Genomic DNA, 20,470 nt, shown 5'->3' on the forward strand with positions numbered 1-20,470 from the left:
AACCTAGGTGGTTGCCGTCCTACACGGAGCTGACTAACATGTCAGAAAATTCATCCCATGATTGGATGAAAGGGCGAATCCTATGTCAGACATTTCTCCACTCATTAAGCGATCCCTGGTCGATCAGGCCCTGGATCTATTGCGACAGCGCATCACCGACGGCACCTGGCAGGTCGGCCAGCGCTTGCCGACCGAGCCCGAGCTGTGCGCCGAACTCGGCATCAGCCGCAATACCGTGCGCGAGGCGATGCGGGTATTGGCGTTCTCCGGTTTGATCGAAATCCGTCAGGGCGACGGCAGTTACCTGCGGGCGGTGGTCGATCCGATGGACACGCTCAAGGCGCTGTCCAAATGCTCGCTGGATCAGGCCCGGGAAACCCGGCACATCCTTGAGGTCGAGGCCATCGGCCTGGCGGCGTTGCGCCGCACCGATGAGGATCTGGCGGGCCTTCGCGAGGCGCTTGGCGTTGCCGGCAGCCATTATCACGGTGACCTCGATAGCTACATCGCCTGTGACCTGGTGTTTCACCGCCGCCTGGTGGATGCCGCGCACAACCCGACCCTCAGCGAGCTGTATCGCTATTTCTCCAGCATCGTCGGCGCGCAACTGCGCCAGACCTTGAACATCGTCCCTCGTCGACAGGAAGTCTTCGATTTGCACATCGCCCTGTTCGAAGCCGTCGAACAGCGTGATCCGGAACGGGCCAAAGCCCTGTCGAGGCAACTGATCAATGAACCCTGAAACCGAGAAATCCATGTCCCGCCCTGAAGCCGTCAACGCCCCGAAGCGCACCGCCGAACTGGAGGAGTTGCTGATCGATGCCGAGGCCGACGACGAGCAGGTGCAGCAAAGTCATCCGCTGGTACGTCGCCCGTGGTTGTTGCTGCTGGGGCTGATTCTGGTGGCGTTGAACCTGCGTCCGGCGCTGTCGAGCATGGCGCCGCTGCTCAGTGATGTGTCGAAAAGTCTTGGCCTGTCTGCTGCACAAGCGGGGTTGCTGACGACGTTGCCGGTGTTGTGCCTTGGTCTGTTCGCCCCGTTGGCTCCGGTGCTGGCGCGGCGTTTCGGTGCCGAGCGGGTGGTGCTGGGGATTCTTCTGACACTGGCCGGCGGCATCATCCTGCGCAGCAACTTCGGTGAAATCGGTCTGTTCGCCGGCAGCGTTCTGGGTGGCGCAAGTATCGGCATCATCGGCGTCTTGCTGCCCGGTATCGTCAAACGCGACTTCGCCAAACACGCCGGCACCATGACCGGTGTCTACACCATGGCCCTGTGCCTGGGCGCGGCGATGGCGGCGGGTTCGAGCGTGCCGTTGAGCGAACACTTCGATCACAGCTGGGCCATGGGGTTGGGGTTCTGGGTGATTCCGGCGCTGGTTGCAGCGGTGTTCTGGCTGCCGCAGATCGGTCAGAAGCATGGTGCACACAATGTCGCCTACCGGGTGCGCGGCTTGCTGCGTGATCCGCTGGCCTGGCAGGTGACCTTGTACATGGGCCTGCAATCGTCGCTGGCCTACATCGTGTTCGGCTGGTTGCCGTCGATTCTGATTGGACGCGGGCTGACGCCGACCCAGGCCGGTCTGGTGCTGTCCGGTTCGGTGATCATCCAGCTTGCCAGCTCCCTGGCGGCACCGTGGCTGGCCACGCGTGGCAAGGATCAGCGGCTGGCGATCGTGGTGGTGATGGCGCTGACCCTCGGTGGTCTGTTCGGTTGCCTGTACGCGCCGATCGAAGGCCTGTGGGGTTGGGCGATTCTGCTGGGCCTGGGGCAGGGCGGGACGTTCAGTCTGGCACTGACCCTGATCGTGCTGCGCTCGCGCGATTCCCATGTCGCGGCGAACCTGTCGAGCATGTCCCAGGGCTTCGGCTACACCCTCGCGTCCATGGGGCCGTTCGCGGTCGGCGTGGTGCATGACTGGACCGGCGGCTGGAACGCCGTGGGCTGGATCTTTGGCATCGTCGGTGCGGGTGCGATCCTTGCCGGCCTCGGTGCCGGGCGCGCGTTGTACGTGCAGGTCGAAAGCGAAAAGGTTTGACGCGCACACACTGTCGGTATTCGGAATGCGAATGCCGATAGTGTTTCGGGCGTTTGCGGATTATCGTGCTGGCAATCTGTACCTTTCCTGGAGATTGCCCATGAGTGAAGAAGCCCACAGCGCGTTGATCACCCGTTTCTATCAGGCTTTCCAACGCCTCGACGCCGAGGCCATGGCCGCCTGCTACACCGACGACGTGGTGTTCAGCGATCCGGCCTTCGGCGAACTGCGCGGCCGCGATGCCGGCGACATGTGGCGCATGCTCACCACTCGGGCGAAGGACTTCTCCCTGACTTTCGACAACGTCCGCGCCGACGAGCGCAGCGGCGGCGCCCACTGGGTGGCGACTTACCTGTTCAGTCAGACCGGCAACGTCGTGATCAACGACATCCAGGCGCGTTTCGTCTTCCGCGACGGCAAGATCTGTGAACACCACGACCACTTCGACCTGTGGCGCTGGTCCCGCCAGGCTCTGGGCTTCAAGGGCCTGCTGCTGGGCTGGACGCCGCTGGTGCGCAACGCTGTCCGCGCCCAGGCGCTGAAAGGGCTGAAGGCATTTCAGGCGAGTCGCTGATAAGATCGCGGCCTGTTTTCCCTACGCCTGAATTGTCCCGTGACCAGCCTCAGCGAAAATCCTCTCGATGCCGACGTTCCAGTGAGCAAGTCCTGGTTCGTCTATCTCGTGCGCGCCGCCAACGGTTCGCTGTACTGCGGGATCAGCGATGATCCCGTGCGCCGCTTTGCCAAGCACCAGAGCGGAAAGGGCGCGCGATTCTTCCTTTCAAGCCCGGCGATGGCGCTGGTCTACACCGAGCTGTGCCGCGACAAGAGTGATGCGTTGCGCCAGGAAAGGTTGATCAAGAAGCTCAGGAAGAGTGCGAAGGAGTGTCTGGTGGCGTCTTATCGTTCTGACTGATCAGGTGCGAGCGGTAGAAATCCCTGCACATCGAAGCGGTGCTTTCAGGCAAACGACAGGCGAAAAAAAACCGCCTTTGCGGGGCGGTTTTTTCTGTAAACCTCGGTTTGCGGCCGGGTTTACTGCGTCTCACTGGACACACTAGCGTGGACGAAGATTATTCGTCTTTATGCCATCGAGCAAGCCTAAAAACACTCATTCCTAAAAATGCGGTTTTTGATTCATTTGTTTAAGCAGCGGGTCAGAAACCCGATTACGATCTGTCCGCTCGCATGACAGTGCAACTAATGAGGTCTGGCCGATTGGCTTAACGGTTTCATGCCCTCTGACACGGAGTTGCTTCCGTGCCGGAATGATATTCAGAGGGTGTCACAACCGGCCGCCTCACTGGACACACTAGCGTGTCTTCCGAAGGCGTACGTGGTCCGGTAAGCACGCTGGAGGTTTGGCCCCCAACCGGAGGCCAAAACGTATGAAGCTTTTGCTGCGTACTCTGAGCCTCGTATGGAGGTCGTTCAAAGCGTTTCGCTTTTACGAGTTCCTGCGAGATCACTTTGATGACCTGATGTAAGGTCATTGATGTGGGAAAACCGTCTCGGCCTCGGCTGAGGCGGTTTTTTTTCGAGCCATTTTTAGTGCCTTATCAACCTGACTGATCAGTTCCCATCAGCCGGATCCGTAGGCTGCGAACGAATTGCGCGCTAAGCTGCTGATTCACTTTCTGTGCGGCGGAGCCGAGCATGTCCGAGTTGATTCTGCATCATTACCCGACCTCTCCATTCGCCGAAAAGGCCCGGCTGCTGTTGGGTTTCAAGGGCTTGTCCTGGCGCTCGGTGCACATCTCGCCGGTGATGCCGAAACCGGACCTGACCGCCCTGACCGGTGGCTACCGCAAGACCCCGGTGCTGCAGATCGGCGCCGATATCTATTGCGACACTTCGCTGATTGCCCGCCGTCTGGAGCAGGAAAAGGCCCAGCCTTCGTTCTTCCCGGAAGGTCAGGAGATGATCGCCGCCAGTTTCGCTGCCTGGGCCGACTCCGTGGTGTTCCAGCACGCGGTGAGTCTGGTGTTTCAACCGGAGTCGGTAGTGGTGCGTTTCGGCAAGTTGCCGCCGGAAGCGATCAAGGCATTTCTGGCCGATCGTGCCGGGTTGTTCAGCGGTGGCAGTGCGACCAGACTGTCGGCCGATCAAGCTAAACATCAGTGGCCGACCATTATGGCGCGCCTGGAGCAGCAGTTGCAGCGCGAGGACGGAGACTTCCTGTTCGGCGAGCCATCGATTGCCGACTTCGCCATGGCGCATCCGCTGTGGTTCCTCAAGGCTACGCACGTCACCGCACCTCTGGTGGATGACTACCCTGCAGTGTCCGGGTGGCTCGGGCGGGTGCTGGGCTTCGGTCACGGTGCGGCCAGTGCGATGAGTTCCGAAGAGGCGCTGGAGGTGGCGTACCGTACGACGCCGGCGGCGTTGCCTGATGAGCAGTTTGTCGATCCGAACGGATTTGCAGCAGGTCAGCAGGTCGTGATCGCAGCCACTGACTATGGCGTTGATCCGGTTGCCGGGGAATTGGTGTTTGCCGGTCGTGAAGAGTTGATCCTGCGCCGTGAAGACGAACGTGGCGGGGTGGTGCATGTGCACTTCCCGCGTTTTGGTTTCCGTATCGAGAAACGCTGAAACAAATGAGGGAGCCGATTGGCTCCCTCGTTCATTTCAGTGCAGCAAGAATTTCGTCCGGATCAAACCCGCGAATCAACGTGCCATTGACGTCGATCAGCGGGATCCCGCGCCCGCCCAGCGCTTCGTACGCCTTGCGCGCCTCGGCGTCCTTCTCGATATCGAATTCCTTGAACGCAATCCCTTTTTGATCGAGAAAGCGCTTGGTCTGCTTGCAGTAGCCGCACCAGTCCGTGGTGTACAGCACGACGTTGGCGTTGGCGCGGACCTGCTCCGACGCCATTTGCGACGGGTTGAACACCCGTTCGATCTTGCCCCAGTTCTGATAGACCACGACCACCAGCAGAACCAGTGCGACCTTTTTCAGCACATTGCCCAGCATCAGTTGCGGCGCTTCAGCTGATCGGTGAGCGACGTTGGCAGGCCTTTGATGACCAGCGTGCCGGCTTCTTCGTCGTATTCGATCTTCGAGCCCAGCAGGTGCGCTTCGAAGCTGATCGACAGGCCTTCGGCACGGCCGGTGAAGCGACGGAACTGGTTGAGTGTGCGCTTATCCGCCGGGATCTCCGGCGACAGGCCGTAATCCTTGTTGCGGATGTGGTCGTAGAAGGCTTTCGGGCGTTCTTCGTCGATCAGCTCCGAGAGCTCTTCCAGGCCCATCGGCTCGCCGAGCTTGGCCTGGCTGCTGGCGTAGTCGACCAGGGTCTTGGTCTTCTCGCGGGCGGAATCTTCCGGCAGGTCTTCGCTCTCGACGAAGTCGCTGAAGGCCTTGAGCAGCGTGCGGGTCTCGCCCGGGCCGTCGACCCCTTCCTGGCAGCCGATGAAGTCGCGGAAGTATTCCGAGACCTTCTTGCCGTTCTTGCCCTTGATGAACGAAATGTACTGCTTGGACTGCTTGTTGTTCTGCCACTCGGAAACGTTGATCCGCGCCGCCAGGTGCAGTTGACCGAGGTCGAGGTGGCGCGACGGGGTCACGTCCAGTTGATCGGTCACCGCCACGCCTTCGCTGTGGTGCAGCAGGGCGATGGCCAGGTAATCGGTCATGCCTTGCTGGTAGTGGGCGAACAGCACGTGGCCGCCGACGGAGAGGTTCGACTCTTCCATCAGCTTTTGCAGGTGCTCGACCGCGACTTTGCTGAACGCGGTGAAGTCCTTGCCGCCTTCCATGTATTCCTTCAGCCAGCCGCTGAACGGGAACGCACCGGACTCCGGATGGAACAACCCCCAGGCTTTGCCCTGTTTGGCGTTATAGCTCTCGTTGAGGTCGGCGAGCATGTTCTCGATGGCGGCGGATTCAGCCAGTTCAGAGTCACGGGCGTGCAGAACGGCGGGGGTGCCATCGGGTTTTTTGTCGATCAGGTGGACGATGCAATGACGGATCGGCATGGGCTTCTCGGCAAGTGGAAGGGAGGAGGGCGGGCTCCCCCGAAAAAGCGCCCAGTGTACCGCAACCACTGGTTTTGGCGCGGGCTGAAGGGCAATTCGGGGTCATGGGGTGGCGCTTATGCATTTATTTACCGATTTAGCGCAATAAACCTGACCATTTGGCTAGCTAGAGGCGGATATTTCCTTGTCTCTGTGCTAGTTTTGCCCGGTCTTACGCGTAGTCACTGCGTTAAGCGTGCATTCAGCATTTGTCAGGTCGAACCAAACCCTGATTTCGGCATCTATAACCCCGACTCGTCGTGGTTATCGCCGAGGGTGCCAGATCCAGAAGATCGGGCTCGATGGCTGACACTGCACTCTGCAATCCATATGAATTTGATAGGGAAGGAACACTACATGGCTCTTACTAAAGACCAACTGATCGCCGACATCGCTGAAGCTATCGACGCGCCGAAAACCACCGCGCGTAACGCTCTGGACCAACTGGGCCAAATCGTTGCTGATCAGCTGGAAAACGGCGGCGAAATCACCTTGCCAGGTATCGGCAAGCTGAAAGTGACCGAGCGTCCTGCCCGCACTGGCCGTAACCCGTCGACTGGCGCTGCCATCGAAATCCCTGCCAAGAAAGTGATCAAGCTGGTTGTGGCCAAAGGCCTGACCGACGCTGTGAACAAGTAAGACGCAGCGATAAAAAAAAACCGTGCGCCGGAGTGATCCGGGCACGGTTTTTTTGTGCCTGCCGATTGTGTTTCAGCAGTAGTGGCGGCTGCTTTGCGATCAAGCGCCGCCCCAGTTGAAACGTATTACTTGCGAACCCAGCGTTCGCGCCGCCAGATCTGCTGCTCGGACTTGGTCTGGAAAGTCCAGGCGACGAAGCGGCTCTGCTTCTGGCCCTGGGACATCTCCACCACCTGGCTTTCCAGCACGCCGGCCTTCTTCAGTGCGGTTTCGATGGCGGGCAGGTTCGAGGCTTTCGAGACCAGGGTGCTGAACCACAACACCTTGTGCTGGAAGTTCGCACTTTCGGCGATCAGTTGCGTCACAAAACGCGCTTCGCCACCTTCACACCACAATTCGGCCGATTGACCGCCGAAGTTCAGCACCGGCAGTTTGCGTTTCGGATCGGCCTTGCCCAGGGCTCGCCATTTGCGCTCGCTGCCTTTGGTCGCTTCGTCCATCGAGGCGTGGAACGGCGGGTTGCACATGGTCAGGTCAAAACGCTCGCCAGGCTCCAGCAGGCCGATCAGGATGTGCTTGCGGTTCTCTTGCTGGCGCAGCTTGATGACTTTGTTCAGATCGTTGGACTGGACGATGGCTGTTGCGGCAGCCACGGCCGTAGGGTCGATTTCCGAGCCCAGGAAGTGCCAGCGGTATTCGCTGTTGCCGATCAGCGGATACACGCAGTTGGCGCCCATGCCGATGTCCAGCACGTTGACGATGGCGCCGCGTGGAACCACGCCGTCGTTGTTGCTGGCCAGCAGGTCAGCCAGGAAGTGCACGTAATCGGCACGACCCGGTACTGGCGGGCAGAGGTAATCGGCCGGGATGTCCCAATGCTGGATGCCGTAGAACGACTTGAGCAACGCCCGGTTGAACACGCGCACCGCGTCGGGGCTGGCGAAGTCGATGCTTTCCTTGCCGTACGGGTTGGTGATCACGAACTTCGCCAGCTCCGGCGTAGTCTTGATCAGCGCCGGGAAGTCGTAACGACCCTGATGGCGATTGCGCGGGTGCAGGCTGGCCTCTTTGCGCGGCTCCACGGGCTTGGCCGGGGTGGCGGAGTCAGGCTTCTTGCGCGCGGGGCGAGGTGTACGGGGGGCGTTCATGGGCGTGGTCGATTCGGGTATGGCTGAAAGTGGCGGCTATTGTCCCACAGGGAACCGGGTTGTAGGCCGGAAAAGTGCCGGGCACAAAAAAGGGAGGCCATATGGCCTCCCTTTTTTAGTGCGATATGCCGTTACAGGCTGGCAATCCGCGCGTGCTGCTCGGCCAGCTTGCCCAGAGCCTGTTCGGCCTCGGCCAGCTTGGCGCGTTCCTTCTCGATGACTTCGGCCGGGGCCTTGTCAACGAAACCGGCGTTGGACAGCTTGCCGCCAACACGCTGGACTTCGCCCTGCAGACGCAGGATTTCCTTGTCCAGACGCGCCAGTTCAGCGTTCTTGTCGATCAGGCCGGCCATCGGCACCAGCACTTCCATCTCGCCAACCAGCGCGGTGGCGGACAGTGGTGCTTCTTCGCCGGCCGCCAGTACGGTGATCGATTCCAGACGCGCCAGCTTCTTCAGCAGCGCTTCGTTCTCGGTCAGGCGGCGCTGGTCTTCAGCGGTGACGTTTTTCAGGTAGATCGGCAGCGGTTTGCCCGGGCCGATGTTCATTTCGCCACGGATGTTGCGCGTGCCGAGCATCAGGCCCTTGAGCCATTCGATGTCGTCTTCGGCTGCCGGATCGATGCGCTCTTCGTTGGCCACCGGCCACGCTTGCAGCATGATCGTCTTGCCCTGAATGCCGGCCAGCGGCGCGATGCGCTGCCAGATTTCTTCAGTGATGAACGGCATGAACGGATGCGCCAGACGCAGCGCCACTTCCAGAACGCGTACCAGCGTGCGACGGGTGCCGCGCTGGCGCTCGACCGGCGCGTTTTCGTCCCACAGCACAGGCTTGGACAGTTCCAGGTACCAGTCGCAGTACTGGTTCCAGATGAACTCGTACAGCGCTTGCGCCGCCAGGTCGAAACGGAACTGATCCAGTTGACGGGTCACTTCGGCTTCGGTGCGTTGCAGCTGCGAGATGATCCAGCGATCTGCCAGCGACAGCTCGTAGGCTTCGCCGTTCTGGCCGCAGTCTTCGCCCTTGTCCAGAACATAACGTGCAGCGTTCCAGATCTTGTTGCAGAAGTTGCGATAGCCTTCGACGCGGCCCATGTCGAACTTGATGTCGCGACCGGTGGACGCCAGCGAGCAGAAAGTGAAGCGCAGGGCGTCGGTGCCGTAGCTGGCGATGCCGTCGGCGAACTCGTCGCGGGTCTGCTTCTCGATCTTCTTCGCCAGTTTCGGCTGCATCAGACCGGAGGTGCGTTTCTGCACCAGGGTTTCGAGCTCGATACCGTCGATGATGTCCAGCGGGTCCAGGACGTTGCCCTTGGACTTGGACATCTTCTGGCCCTGGCCATCACGCACCAGACCGTGCACGTAAACGGTCTTGAACGGAACCTGCGGCGTGCCGTCCTCGTTCTTGATCAGGTGCATCGTCAGCATGATCATCCGGGCGACCCAGAAGAAAATGATGTCGAAACCGGTGACCAGTACGTCGGTGGAGTGGAAATTCTTCAGGAACTCGGTCTTTTCCGGCCAGCCCAGGGTGGAGAACGTCCACAGGCCCGAACTGAACCAGGTGTCGAGAACGTCGTTGTCCTGTTGCAGCGCAACGTCCGGGCCGAGGTTGTGCTTGGCGCGTACTTCGGCTTCGTCACGGCCGACGTAGACCTTGCCCGACTCGTCGTACCAGGCCGGAATCCGGTGGCCCCACCACAGCTGACGGCTGATGCACCAGTCCTGGATGTCACGCATCCACGAGAAGTACATGTTTTCGTACTGCTTCGGCACGAACTGGATGCGACCGTCTTCAACGGCAGCAATCGCAGGCTCGGCCAGCGGCTTGGTGGACACGTACCACTGGTCGGTCAGCCACGGCTCGATGACGGTGCCGGAGCGGTCGCCTTTCGGCACTTTCAGGTTGTGGTCGTCGACGCTGACCAGCAGGCCGGCGGCGTCGAACGCGGCAACGATCTGCTTGCGCGCTTCGAAACGCTCGAGACCGGCGTACTCGGCCGGAATCTTGCCGTCGATGCTGTCGTTCAGCGTGCCGTCGAGGTTGAACACCTGCGCTGCCGGCAGCACGTTGGCGTTCTTGTCGAAGATGTTCAGCAGCGGCAGGTTGTGGCGCTTGCCGACTTCGTAGTCGTTGAAATCGTGGGCCGGGGTGATTTTCACGCAGCCGGTGCCGAATTCAGGATCGCAGTAATCGTCGGCAATGATCGGGATGCGGCGGCCGACCAGCGGCAGCTCGACAAATTTGCCGATCAGGGCTTTGTAGCGCTCGTCGTTCGGGTTCACCGCGACGGCGGAGTCGCCGAGCATGGTTTCCGGACGGGTGGTCGCGACGATCAGGAAATCGTTGCCTTCAGCGGTTTTCGCGCCGTCGGCCAGCGGGTACTTCAGGTTCCACAGGAAACCTTTCTCGTCGTGGTTTTCCACTTCGAGGTCGGAAATCGCCGTGTGCAGCTTGGTGTCCCAGTTGACCAGACGCTTGCCGCGATAGATCAGGCCGTCTTCGTGCAGGCGCACGAACGCTTCTTTAACGGCTTCCGAGAGGCCGTCGTCCATGGTGAAGCGCTCGCGGCTCCAGTCCACGGACGAGCCGAGGCGGCGGATCTGACGGCTGATGTTGCCGCCGGACTGATCCTTCCACTCCCAGACTTTCTCGAGGAATTTTTCGCGGCCCAGATCGTGGCGATTCTGGCCCTGGGCTTCGAGTTGACGCTCCACCAGCATCTGCGTGGCGATACCGGCGTGGTCGGTGCCCGGCTGCCACAGGGTGTTGCGACCCTGCATGCGGCGGAAACGGATCAGGGCGTCCATGATCGCGTTGTTGAAACCGTGACCCATGTGCAGGCTGCCGGTGACGTTCGGCGGCGGGATCATGATGGTGTAGGAGTCGCCCGCGCCTTGCGGGGCGAAGTAGTTCTCGGACTCCCAGGTGTTGTACCAGGAAGTTTCAATGGCGTGCGGCTGGTAGGTCTTATCCATGCGCGGCGGGACCCTATTGGCATTTATTCAGGAAAAGCCGGGAAGTATAGCGGGGCATGGGGCGCAGGGCGAGCGGGGCGGGCCGGGTGGGGATCTAAAAGTGGGAGCAACCGTGCGACGGCTCCCACCGTCGATTATTCGTACTGGCTCAGAAGCCGTTCCATCCGTGCCTCGAGGCGACGTTTGATTTCGGTTTCGATGTGCGGGGCGAAGTCGTCGATCACGTCTTGCATGATCAGTTGCGCAGCGGCGCGCAGTTCGCTGTCCAGGTGAAGCAGCGCGTCGGGGCCTTTATCCACAGGCGCGACGGGCGCGGTGGCGGGCTTCGCGACGGGGGCGGGAGGCGGTTCGACGGCGGGTGGCTCAGTGGCGACCGAGTCGAACAGCATCGGAATCTGTTCCTGTTCGCCATCATCGACCGTGTCGGTCAGCAGCGGCGGTTGCAGGTTGTCATCGCCCAGCAACTGACGGATCGACTCGAGGTCATCCAGCAGGTGCGCGGGTTTTTGCAGCGGTTTTGGAGTGTCCATCGGCGTACTCAGAGTCGCTGTAAACGGTGGTCTTGCAGAGGATAGCCCTGTTCCCGGTAGAAACGGAAACTCTCCCGCGCAGCCGCACGGATCGCCGGATCTTCCACCACCACTTCCGCCACTCGGGCGAACTTGTTGGCGAAGGCCGGGACCTTCAGGTCGAGGTTGACCAGCAAGTCCGCGTGCTGGCCGCAGTCATCGCCCAAACCCAACACGATCAAACCTTCCGGTTCGCTCTCGGCCGGGCCATGAGGCACGAAGGTTTCGCCCTTGAACGCCCACAGTCGCGCATCGAGGTCATCACGCTGGGCGACATCGCTGCAATGCAGGTAGATGCGGTGGCCCATGCGCCAGGCTTTCTCGGTGAGCTTGCAGGCAAAATCCAGACGCGCCGAAGGATCGGCACTGGGCAGGATGTAGAAGTCGACTTTGGTCATTGCGGTTCCTGAGCTGAAAGCGGCGCCCCTCTAGAGGCGCCGCTCGCAGTCATCGGTTTCAGGCTTTGGCGCGATCCAGCAGGTACTGGGTCAGCAGTGGAACCGGACGGCCGGTGGCGCCCTTGTCCTTGCCGCCGCTGGTCCATGCGGTGCCCGCGATGTCCAGGTGCGCCCAGTTCAGGTTTTTGGTGAAGCGCGACAGGAAGCACGCGGCGGTGATGGTGCCGGCCTTCGGCCCGCCAATGTTGGCGATGTCGGCGAACGGGCTGTCCAGTTGCTCCTGGTACTCGTCGAACAGCGGCAATTGCCAGGCGCGGTCGTCGGCTGCCTTGCCGGCGCTCAGCAGTTGGCCGATCAGTTCGTCGTTATTGCCCAGCAGGCCGGACGTGTGCGCACCCAGAGCAACCACGCAGGCGCCGGTCAGGGTGGCGATGTCGATCACCGCTTGCGGCTTGAAGCGCTCGGAGTAGGTCAGGGCATCGCACAGCACCAGACGGCCTTCGGCGTCGGTGTTGAGGATCTCCACAGTCTGGCCGCTCATGGTGGTCACGATGTCGCCTGGACGCGAAGCGGTGCCGCTCGGCATGTTCTCGGCGCAGGCCAGGATGCACACCAGGTTGATTGGCAGCTTCAGTTCCAGCACGGCGCGCAGGGTACCGAACACGCTGGCGGCGCCGCCCATGTCGTACTTCATTTCGTCCATGCCGGCGCCCGGTTTCAGGCTGATGCCGCCGGTGTCGAAGGTGATGCCTTTACCGACCAGTGCGTACGGCTTCTCGGATTTCTTGCCGCCGTTGTATTGCATGACGATCAGGCGCGGCGGCTGGGCGCTGCCCTGACCGACGGCGTAGAACGAGCCCATACCCAGGGATTTGATCTTCTTCTCGTCGAGCACTTCGACTTTCAGATCCTTGAACTCTTTGCCCAGGTCCTTGGCTTGTTCGCCGAGGAAGGTCGGGTGGCAGATGTTCGGCGGCAGGTTGCCCAGGTTGCGGGTGAACGCCATGCCGTTGGCGATCGCGGTGGCATGGTTCACAGCGCGTTGCACTTCGGCCTGAGCGGCCTTGATGGTCAGCAGGGTGATTTTCTTCAGAGCGCGCGGTTCGGCTTTCTGGCTCTTGAACTGGTCGAAGGTGTATTCGCCGTCGACCAGGGTTTCGGCCAGCAGGCGAGTCTTGCCGTAGCTGTCACGGCCCTTGACGATGATTTCATCCAGCGCCAGCACGGAATCGCTGCCGCCCAGGCCTTTGAGGGTGTTGAGGATGCCGGCAACGATCTTGCGGAACGGGCGGTCGCCCAGTTCTTCATCCTTGCCCACGCCGACCAGCAGCACGCGCTCGGCTTTCAGGTTCGGCAGGCTGTGCAGCAACAGGCTCTGACCGATCTTGCCGGCCAGATCGCCACGCTTGAGGACAGCGCTGATGGCGCCGCCGCTCAGTTCGTCGACCTGCTTGGCGGCGACGCCGAGTTTGCGGCCTTCACCAACGGCAACCACCAGGGTGGCGGTTTTCAACGTTTCTGGGCTAACGCTTTTTACAACCAGTTCCATGTCCGGATCCCTGAATGAATGGTCAACACGCAGGCGTTCGGCGGTGTCCGCAGTCGCCTGCTTATAGATAGAAAAGGCGCAGGCCAGCGCCTGCGACAAGGGCCGCAGTTTGAACCTCGCTCCCTGCGCCTGACAACCCTCGTCGGAACGATCTTCAACCGATTGCACGCTTGCGTGAGTGTGCGCAGTGACAGGCGCCCTCAATCACAGGATAATGCCGCATCTTTTTTCGACAGCTCTGCCTTGCGGGCCTGTCGATACGTTTGCTTGTTTGGCCGCCTTAGCCTGACAACCCTGGAGTGTCTGGTTTGATCGTCTTCCGTTATCTGTCCCGCGAAGTCCTGTTGACCCTGAGTGCGGTGAGTGCCGTGCTGCTGGTCATCATCATGAGCGGTCGCTTCATCAAATACCTTGCCCAGGCCGCTGCGGGCCAGCTCGATCCGGGATCGCTGTTCCTGATCATGGGTTACCGTCTGCCGGGCTTCATGCAGTTGATCCTGCCGCTGGGCCTGTTCCTCGGGATCCTTCTGGCGTACGGCCGGTTGTATCTCGAAAGCGAAATGACCGTGCTGTCGGCCACTGGCATGAGCCAGCAGCGCCTGTTCCGCATGACTCTGTTCCCGGCCACGCTGGTGGCACTGGTGGTGGCATGGCTCAGCCTGAGTCTGGCCCCGCAAGGCGCCAACCAGTTCCAGTTGCTGCTGAACAAGCAGGACGCCCTGACCGAATTCGACACCCTTGAGCCGGGCCGCTTCCAGGCGTTGCGCGATGGCACGCGGGTGACCTACACCGAAAACCTGAGCGACGACCGGGTCAACCTGGGCAGCGTGTTCATCTCGCAGAAAAACCTCGGTGCCAACCAGGCGGATCGCGGGATTTCCGTGCTGGTGGCCGAGAAAGGCCGGCAGGAAGTCCGTCCTGATGGCAACCGTTACCTGATCCTGCACAACGGCTACCGCTACGACGGCAGTCCGGGACTGGCCAACTACCGCGCCATCCACTACGAAACCTACGGTGTTCTGCTGCCCAAGCCCGATGTCAGCGAGGAAGTCACCGACCGTGACGCCATGCCGACGTCGACCTTGATGGCCAGTGATGACATCCGCGCCAAGACCGAACTGCAATGGCGCCTGTCGCTGCCGCTGCTGGTATTTATCGTGACCCTGATGGCGGTGCCGCTGTCTCGGGTCAATCCGCGCCAGGGGCGCTTCCTCAAGTTGCTGCCGGCGATTCTTCTTTATATGGCTTACCTGACCATCCTGATTGCCGCTCGCGGCGCCCTCGAAAAAGGCAAGATCCCGGCGAGCCTGGGTCTGTGGTGGGTACACGGGATCTTCCTGGTCATCGGTATCGGCCTGCTCTACTGGGAACCGCTGCGCCTGAAAATGGCCAGCCGTCGCAGCGCTGCGCTGGAGGTGGCTCGTGGTTAAACTCGACCGCTACATCGGCAGCAGCGTGTTCATGGCGATCATCGCCGTGCTGGCGATCATCCTTGGCCTGGCTACGCTGTTCGCCTTCATCGACGAAATGGGCGATGTCAGCGATACCTACACCCTGGCCGACGTACTGAGCTTTGTCGTACTGACCGCGCCGCGCCGGCTCTATGACATGTTGCCGATGGCGGCGCTGATCGGCTGTCTGATCGGTCTCGGCAGCCTGGCGAGCAGCAGTGAACTGACCGTGATGCGTGCGGCGGGTGTGTCCATCGGGCGCATCGTCTGGGCGGTCATGAAGCCAATGCTGGTGCTGATGCTGGCTGGCGTGTTGATCGGCGAGTACGTTGCGCCGGCTACCGAAAGCATTGCCCAGGCCAATCGTTCTCTGGCTCAAGGCAGCGGTGATGCGCAAAGCGCCAAGCACGGTATGTGGCATCGTCAGGGTGAGGAATTCATTCACATCAATGCCGTTCAGCCAGATGGTTTGTTGTATGGCGTGACTCGCTATCACTTCGACAAGGAGCGCCATCTGCTGAGCTCCAGCTTCGCCAAGCGCGCCGATTTCGATGGCACTCGCTGGCAGCTCACCGACGTGACCACCACGCTGTTTCATGAGCGCAGCACTGAGGTCGTCAACAAACCGACCGAGGATTGGGATGTTTCCATCAGCCCGCAACTGCTGAACACCGTGGTCATGGCGCCCGAAGCGCTGTCGATTACCGGGCTGTGGGGTTATATCCACTACCTGGCCGATCAGGGCCTGAGCAACGGCCGTTACTGGCTGGCCTTTTGGGTCAAGGTGTTGCAGCCGCTGGTAACCGCCGCGCTGGTGCTGATGGCGATCTCCTTCATTTTCGGCCCGCTGCGCTCGGTGACCCTCGGTCAGCGAGTGTTCACCGGTGTGCTGGTGGGGTTCACTTTCCGTATCGTCCAGGACCTGCTGGGTCCGTCCAGCCTGGTATTCGGCTTCTCGCCGCTGTTCGCAGTGCTGGTGCCGGCAGGCGTCTGTGCCCTGGCGGGTGTCTGGTTGCTGCGTCGAGCCGGTTGATGAACAAGGTTTCACCCTTGCTCCAGCCTTGAAAACGCCCCGGTCGCAAGACCGGGGCGTTTTTGCATGCAATCCGGGTGACAGGCGAACGTGACGCTTGCGCCGTGTATCAGGTACAATTCCCGGCTATTTTTCGGCGGGCCAAGCCTGCAGCCTTTTTGAGTGTTGATCCGTGAGTGATTTGAGTCATATCCGCAATTTCTCCATCATCGCCCACATTGACCATGGCAAGTCGACGCTGGCTGACCGTTTCATCCAGATGTGCGGTGGCCTGGCCGAGCGTGAAATGGAAGCCCAGGTACTGGATTCCATGGATCTGGAGCGCGAACGCGGGATCACCATCAAGGCCCACAGCGTTACCCTCTATTACAAAGCCAAAGACGGCGTCACCTACCAGCTGAACTTCATTGACACCCCGGGCCACGTCGACTTCACCTACGAAGTCAGCCGTTCCCTGGCCGCGTGTGAAGGTGCCTTGCTGGTGGTCGACGCGGGTCAGGGCGTTGAAGCCCAGTCCGTGGCCAACTGCTACACCGCCATCGAGCAGGGCCTCGAGGTCATGCCGGTACTGAACAAGATCGACCTGCCGCAGGCCGAGCCCGACCGCGTCAAGGACGAGATCGAGAAGATCATCGGCATCGACGCCACCGACGCCGTCACCTGCAGCGCCAAGACCGGCCTGGGTGTCGACGAAGTTCTCGAGCGTCTGGTCGCGACCATTCCTGCGCCGACCGGCAACATCGAAGATCCGCTGCAAGCGTTGATCATCGACTCCTGGTTCGACAACTACCTGGGCGTTGTCTCCCTGGTGCGCGTGCGTCATGGCCGCGTGAAGAAGGGCGACAAGATCCTGGTGAAATCCACCGGCAAGGTCCACCTGGTCGACAGCGTCGGTGTTTTCAACCCGAAACACACCGCCACCGCTGACCTGAAGGCCGGCGAAGTGGGCTTCATCATCGCCAGCATCAAGGACATTCACGGTGCACCGGTCGGTGACACCTTGACCTTGAGCTCGACGCCGGATGTTCCGGTACTGCCGGGTTTCAAACGCATTCAGCCACAGGTTTACGCCGGTCTGTTCCCGGTCAGCTCCGACGACTTCGAGGACTTCCGCGAAGCGCTGCAGAAGCTGACCCTGAACGACTCGTCGCTGCAGTACACCCCGGAAAGCTCCGACGCCCTGGGCTTCGGCTTCCGTTGCGGCTTCCTCGGCATGCTGCACATGGAGATCATCCAGGAGCGCCTGGAGCGCGAATACGACCTGGACCTGATCACCACGGCACCGACCGTAATCTTCGAACTGGTGCTGAAAACCGGTGAAACGATTTACGTCGACAACCCGTCGAAGCTGCCGGACGTGTCCGCGATCGAAGACATGCGCGAGCCGATCGTGCGTGCCAACATCCTGGTACCGCAGGAGCACCTGGGCAACGTCATCACCCTGTGCATCGAAAAACGCGGTGTTCAGGTCGACATGCTGTTCCTCGGCAACCAGGTCCAGGTGACCTACGACCTGCCGATGAACGAAGTGGTCCTGGACTTCTTCGACCGTCTGAAATCCACCAGCCGCGGCTATGCTTCGCTGGATTACCATTTCGATCGTTACCAATCGGCTAATCTGGTGAAACTGGACGTGCTGATCAACGGCGACAAGGTCGACGCTCTGGCGCTGATCGTGCACCGTGACAATTCGCACTTCAAAGGTCGCCAGTTGACCGAGAAGATGAAAGAACTGATTCCTCGTCAGATGTTCGACGTGGCCATCCAGGCTGCCATTGGCGGTCAGATCGTCGCCCGGACAACCGTCAAGGCACTCAGAAAGAACGTATTGGCCAAATGCTACGGCGGTGACGTCAGCCGTAAGAAGAAACTGCTCGAGAAGCAAAAGGCCGGTAAGAAACGCATGAAGCAGGTCGGCAACGTGGAAATTCCACAAGAAGCCTTCCTTGCCGTGCTCAGGTTGGAATAGTCAGGTCCTATGTCACTAAATTTCCCGCTGTTGCTGGTTATCGCCGTGTTCGTCTGCGGCCTGTTGGCGTTGCTCGATCTGTTGATCCTGGCACCGCGTCGGCGCGCCGCCATCACTTCCTATCAGGGCAGCGTCAGCCAGCCTGACGTGGTGGTGGTCGAGAAGCTGAACAAGGAACCGCTGCTGGTCGAATACGGCAAGTCGTTCTTTCCGGTGCTGTTCATCGTGCTGGTGCTGCGTTCGTTCCTGGTGGAGCCGTTCCAGATTCCGTCCGGTTCGATGAAGCCGACCCTGGACGTTGGCGACTTCATTCTGGTGAACAAGTTTTCTTACGGGATCCGCCTGCCGGTGATCGACAAGAAAGTCATCGAAGTCGGTGATCCGCAACGCGGCGATGTGATGGTGTTCCGCTACCCGAGCGACCCGAACGTCAACTACATCAAGCGTGTGGTTGGTCTGCCGGGCGACACGGTGCGTTACACCGCTGACAAGCGTCTGTTCGTCAATGGTGAGTCGATTGCCGAACAACTGGTCGGTTCCGAGCCAGGCACCCTCGGCAGCGCGGAGCTCTACAAGGAAAAACTCGGCGCTGCCGAGCACCTGATCCGCAAGGAAATGAGCCGCTACCGCGCCACACCGGACCATACCTGGACCGTGCCGGCCGGGCACTATTTCATGATGGGCGACAACCGCGACAACTCGAACGACAGTCGCTACTGGGATGATCCGAACATTCCCAAGGATCTGCTGGGCATGGTTCCCGACCAGAACATCGTCGGCAAGGCCTTCGCGGTCTGGATGAGCTGGCCGGAACCGAAACTCAGCCACCTGCCGAATTTCTCGCGGGTCGGCCTGATCAAGTAAACAATCACGGCGCTGTTGACCACAGCGCCGAATGCATTTCTGGTGTCGGCACAACCGGCTCCGGGGCATGAAGCCACGATATTCAGGACGTCATTTTTGAACACAGCGTTAATTGTCCCAGGCCTGCGCCGTATCCCGGCGATGGCAGTGGAATCCAGCCACGAACTCAGCGTGGGTAAACCGTGAGCGTTTCTCTAAGCCGTCTCGAGCGTCAGCTCGGTTACACCTTCAAGGACCAGGAACTGATGGTCCTGGCCCTCACGCACCGCAGCTTTGCCGGACGCAACAACGAGCGTCTGGAATTCCTCGGCGATGCGATCCTCAACTTCGTCGCTGGCGAGGCACTCTTCGACCGCTTCCCGCTGGCCCGCGAAGGCCAGTTGTCGCGTTTGCGTGCACGTCTGGTGAAAGGTGAGACCCTGGCGGTATTGGCCCGTGGTTTCGATCTGGGCGAATACCTGCGCCTGGGTTCCGGTGAGCTGAAAAGCGGCGGTTTCCGTCGCGAATCGATTCTGGCCGATGCCCTCGAAGCGCTGATCGGTGCGATCTACCTCGACGCCGGCATGGAAGTCGCCCGCGAGCGCGTTCTGGCCTGGCTGGCCGGCGAGTTCGAAGGTCTGACACTGGTCGACACCAACAAGGATCCGAAGACCCGTCTGCAGGAATTCCTGCAATCGCGCGGTTGCGACCTGCCACGCTATGAAGTGGTGGATATCCAGGGTGAGCCGCACTGCCGTACGTTCTTCGTTGAGTGCGAAGTTGTCCTATTGAATGAAAAAAGCCGGGGTCAGGGCGTGAGCCGTCGCATTGCCGAACAGGTAGCGGCCGCTGCAGCACTGATTGCCCTGGGTGTGGAGAATGGCAATGACTGATACAAACGCAACTCGCTGTGGCTATGTTGCCATCGTCGGCCGTCCCAACGTGGGCAAGTCCACGCTGCTGAACCACATCCTCGGCCAGAAGCTTGCGATCACTTCGCGCAAGCCACAGACCACTCGCCACAACATGCTCGGGATCAAGACCGAGGGCGACGTGCAGGCGATTTACGTCGACACCCCGGGCATGCACAAGGGTGGCGAAAAGGCCCTGAACCGTTACATGAACAAAACCGCTTCGGCGGCGTTGAAAGACGTCGACGTGGTGATCTTCGTGGTCGACCGCACCAAGTGGACCGAAGAAGACCAGATGGTTCTGGAACGCGTGCAGTACGTGACCGGCCCGCTGATCGTCGCGCTGAACAAGACCGACCGCATCGAGGACAAGGCCGAGCTGATGCCGCACCTGTCCTGGTTGCAGGAACAGCTGCCGAACGCGCAGATCATTCCGATCTCGGCGCAGCACGGGCACAACCTTGATGCGCTGGAAAAGGTGATCGCTGACCATCTGCCGGAGAACGATCACTTCTTCCCGGAAGACCAGATCACCGACCGCAGCAGCCGTTTCCTCGCCGCCGAACTGGTGCGCGAGAAAATCATGCGCCAGATGGGCGCCGAGCTGCCGTACCAGATCACCGTGGAAATCGAAGAGTTCAAGCAACAGGGCAAGACTCTGCACATCCACGCGCTGATCCTCGTCGAGCGTGACGGCCAGAAGAAAATCATCATTGGCGACAAGGGCGAGCGCATCAAGCGCATCGGCACCGAAGCGCGCAAGGACATGGAGCTGCTGTTCGACTCCAAGATCATGCTCAACCTGTGGGTGAAGGTGAAGGGCGGCTGGTCCGACGACGAACGTGCGCTGCGTTCGCTGGGTTACGGCGACCTGTAAAGCGTCTGGCATTACATCGATCCATTGTGGGAGCGAGCGTGCTCGCGAAGAC

General features: G+C 60.7%; 19 protein-coding genes. 12 read left to right on the forward strand and 7 right to left on the reverse strand.

The window, feature by feature from the left end:
* Positions 1-82: 82 nt before the first annotated feature.
* The 5 genes from AC07VV_RS28005 to AC07VV_RS28025 all read left to right on the forward strand — a co-directional run bounded on the left by AC07VV_RS28005 (position 83) and on the right by AC07VV_RS28025 (position 4,628).
* A complete protein-coding gene (locus AC07VV_RS28005) occupies positions 83-742 on the forward strand; it encodes a FadR/GntR family transcriptional regulator (protein WP_096819192.1) in 660 nt (219 codons plus the stop codon).
* Complete coding sequence (locus tag AC07VV_RS28010) at positions 732-2,036, forward strand: CynX/NimT family MFS transporter (protein ID WP_495038098.1); 1,305 nt, start codon at positions 732-734, stop codon at positions 2,034-2,036. Before AC07VV_RS28005 ends, AC07VV_RS28010 begins: the two co-directional genes overlap by 11 nt.
* 100 nt (positions 2,037-2,136) lie before the next feature.
* Complete coding sequence (locus AC07VV_RS28015; protein ID WP_064593559.1) at positions 2,137-2,610, forward strand: nuclear transport factor 2 family protein; 474 nt, start codon at positions 2,137-2,139, stop codon at positions 2,608-2,610.
* 39 nt (positions 2,611-2,649) lie between these two features.
* The gene (locus AC07VV_RS28020; RefSeq protein ID WP_495038099.1) at positions 2,650-2,952 is read left to right on the forward strand and encodes a GIY-YIG nuclease family protein; all 303 of its coding nucleotides are present in this window, start codon (positions 2,650-2,652) and stop codon (positions 2,950-2,952) included.
* 740 nt (positions 2,953-3,692) lie between these two features.
* Positions 3,693-4,628, forward strand: a complete 936-nt coding sequence (locus AC07VV_RS28025) for a glutathione S-transferase family protein (protein WP_495038100.1) — start codon at positions 3,693-3,695, stop codon at positions 4,626-4,628.
* Between the two features lie 31 nt (positions 4,629-4,659).
* Here the strand turns inward: AC07VV_RS28025 and AC07VV_RS28030 are convergent, their stop codons facing one another.
* Positions 4,660-5,010, reverse strand: a complete 351-nt coding sequence (locus AC07VV_RS28030) for a glutaredoxin family protein (protein WP_096819198.1) — start codon at positions 5,008-5,010, stop codon at positions 4,660-4,662.
* Entirely contained in the window at positions 5,010-6,014 is a 1,005-nt protein-coding gene (gene yejK / locus AC07VV_RS28035) for a nucleoid-associated protein YejK (RefSeq protein WP_007957356.1), read from the reverse strand. Before yejK ends, AC07VV_RS28030 begins: the two co-directional genes overlap by 1 nt.
* A gap of 396 nt (positions 6,015-6,410) precedes the next feature.
* On the opposite strand from yejK, the gene AC07VV_RS28040 reads away from it, so the two are divergent.
* Complete coding sequence (locus AC07VV_RS28040) at positions 6,411-6,692, forward strand: HU family DNA-binding protein (RefSeq protein ID WP_003221909.1); 282 nt, start codon at positions 6,411-6,413, stop codon at positions 6,690-6,692.
* Positions 6,693-6,817: 125 nt separating this feature from the next.
* Here the strand turns inward: AC07VV_RS28040 and rlmF are convergent, their stop codons facing one another.
* The 5 genes from rlmF to AC07VV_RS28065 all read right to left on the reverse strand — a co-directional run bounded on the left by rlmF (position 6,818) and on the right by AC07VV_RS28065 (position 13,334).
* On the reverse strand, positions 6,818-7,840 hold the full coding sequence (gene rlmF, locus AC07VV_RS28045) for a 23S rRNA (adenine(1618)-N(6))-methyltransferase RlmF (protein WP_495038101.1): 1,023 nt from the start codon (positions 7,838-7,840) through the stop codon (positions 6,818-6,820).
* Between the two features lie 131 nt (positions 7,841-7,971).
* A complete protein-coding gene (locus AC07VV_RS28050) occupies positions 7,972-10,818 on the reverse strand; it encodes a valine--tRNA ligase (protein ID WP_495038102.1) in 2,847 nt (948 codons plus the stop codon).
* Between the two features lie 134 nt (positions 10,819-10,952).
* Positions 10,953-11,348, reverse strand: coding sequence for a DNA polymerase III subunit chi (locus AC07VV_RS28055; protein ID WP_495038103.1), 396 nt, complete (start codon positions 11,346-11,348; stop codon positions 10,953-10,955).
* Positions 11,349-11,356: 8 nt separating this feature from the next.
* The gene (locus tag AC07VV_RS28060) at positions 11,357-11,785 is read right to left on the reverse strand and encodes a DNA polymerase III subunit chi (protein WP_495038104.1); all 429 of its coding nucleotides are present in this window, start codon (positions 11,783-11,785) and stop codon (positions 11,357-11,359) included.
* A gap of 58 nt (positions 11,786-11,843) precedes the next feature.
* Complete coding sequence (locus tag AC07VV_RS28065; RefSeq protein ID WP_495038105.1) at positions 11,844-13,334, reverse strand: leucyl aminopeptidase; 1,491 nt, start codon at positions 13,332-13,334, stop codon at positions 11,844-11,846.
* A 308-nt stretch (positions 13,335-13,642) separates the two neighbouring features.
* Between AC07VV_RS28065 and lptF the strand changes: the two genes are divergently transcribed.
* From lptF to era, 6 genes are all read left to right on the forward strand, one after another.
* Complete coding sequence (lptF, locus tag AC07VV_RS28070) at positions 13,643-14,764, forward strand: LPS export ABC transporter permease LptF (protein WP_096819209.1); 1,122 nt, start codon at positions 13,643-13,645, stop codon at positions 14,762-14,764.
* Positions 14,757-15,818 carry an LPS export ABC transporter permease LptG gene (lptG, locus tag AC07VV_RS28075; RefSeq protein ID WP_495038106.1) on the forward strand — a complete coding sequence of 354 codons (1,062 nt, stop codon included), beginning with the start codon at positions 14,757-14,759 and terminating at the stop codon, positions 15,816-15,818. Before lptF ends, lptG begins: the two co-directional genes overlap by 8 nt.
* Positions 15,819-15,990: 172 nt before the next feature.
* Positions 15,991-17,787, forward strand: a complete 1,797-nt coding sequence (gene lepA / locus AC07VV_RS28080; RefSeq protein WP_085608162.1) for a translation elongation factor 4 — start codon at positions 15,991-15,993, stop codon at positions 17,785-17,787.
* A 9-nt stretch (positions 17,788-17,796) separates the two neighbouring features.
* Positions 17,797-18,651, forward strand: coding sequence for a signal peptidase I (gene lepB, locus AC07VV_RS28085; RefSeq protein WP_096819213.1), 855 nt, complete (start codon positions 17,797-17,799; stop codon positions 18,649-18,651).
* 182 nt (positions 18,652-18,833) lie between these two features.
* A complete protein-coding gene (gene rnc / locus AC07VV_RS28090) occupies positions 18,834-19,523 on the forward strand; it encodes a ribonuclease III (RefSeq protein WP_096819215.1) in 690 nt (229 codons plus the stop codon).
* Positions 19,516-20,418 (forward strand): GTPase Era, encoded by a 903-nt coding sequence (gene era, locus AC07VV_RS28095; RefSeq protein ID WP_003221935.1) that lies wholly within the window; start codon positions 19,516-19,518, stop codon positions 20,416-20,418. Before rnc ends, era begins: the two co-directional genes overlap by 8 nt.
* Positions 20,419-20,470: the final 52 nt, after the last annotated feature.

The sequence above is a fragment of the Pseudomonas sp. GW821-FHT02C04 genome, assembly GCF_059421845.1.

Excerpts from the sequence above, each read along its gene's own strand:
- AC07VV_RS28005 (WP_096819192.1), top strand. The coding sequence starts at position 83 with ATGTCAGACATTTCTCCACTCATTAAGCGATCCCTGGTCGATCAGGCC.
- AC07VV_RS28010 (WP_495038098.1), top strand. The coding sequence starts at position 732 with ATGAACCCTGAAACCGAGAAATCCATGTCCCGCCCTGAAGCCGTCAAC.
- AC07VV_RS28015 (WP_064593559.1), top strand. The coding sequence starts at position 2,137 with ATGAGTGAAGAAGCCCACAGCGCGTTGATCACCCGTTTCTATCAGGCT.
- AC07VV_RS28025 (WP_495038100.1), top strand. The coding sequence starts at position 3,693 with ATGTCCGAGTTGATTCTGCATCATTACCCGACCTCTCCATTCGCCGAA.
- AC07VV_RS28030 (WP_096819198.1), bottom strand. The coding sequence starts at position 5,010 with ATGCTGGGCAATGTGCTGAAAAAGGTCGCACTGGTTCTGCTGGTGGTC.
- yejK (WP_007957356.1), bottom strand. The coding sequence starts at position 6,014 with ATGCCGATCCGTCATTGCATCGTCCACCTGATCGACAAAAAACCCGAT.
- AC07VV_RS28040 (WP_003221909.1), top strand. The coding sequence starts at position 6,411 with ATGGCTCTTACTAAAGACCAACTGATCGCCGACATCGCTGAAGCTATC.
- rlmF (WP_495038101.1), bottom strand. The coding sequence starts at position 7,840 with ATGAACGCCCCCCGTACACCTCGCCCCGCGCGCAAGAAGCCTGACTCC.
- AC07VV_RS28050 (WP_495038102.1), bottom strand. The coding sequence starts at position 10,818 with ATGGATAAGACCTACCAGCCGCACGCCATTGAAACTTCCTGGTACAAC.
- AC07VV_RS28055 (WP_495038103.1), bottom strand. The coding sequence starts at position 11,348 with ATGGACACTCCAAAACCGCTGCAAAAACCCGCGCACCTGCTGGATGAC.
- AC07VV_RS28060 (WP_495038104.1), bottom strand. The coding sequence starts at position 11,785 with ATGACCAAAGTCGACTTCTACATCCTGCCCAGTGCCGATCCTTCGGCG.
- AC07VV_RS28065 (WP_495038105.1), bottom strand. The coding sequence starts at position 13,334 with ATGGAACTGGTTGTAAAAAGCGTTAGCCCAGAAACGTTGAAAACCGCC.
- lepB (WP_096819213.1), top strand. The coding sequence starts at position 17,797 with ATGTCACTAAATTTCCCGCTGTTGCTGGTTATCGCCGTGTTCGTCTGC.
- era (WP_003221935.1), top strand. The coding sequence starts at position 19,516 with ATGACTGATACAAACGCAACTCGCTGTGGCTATGTTGCCATCGTCGGC.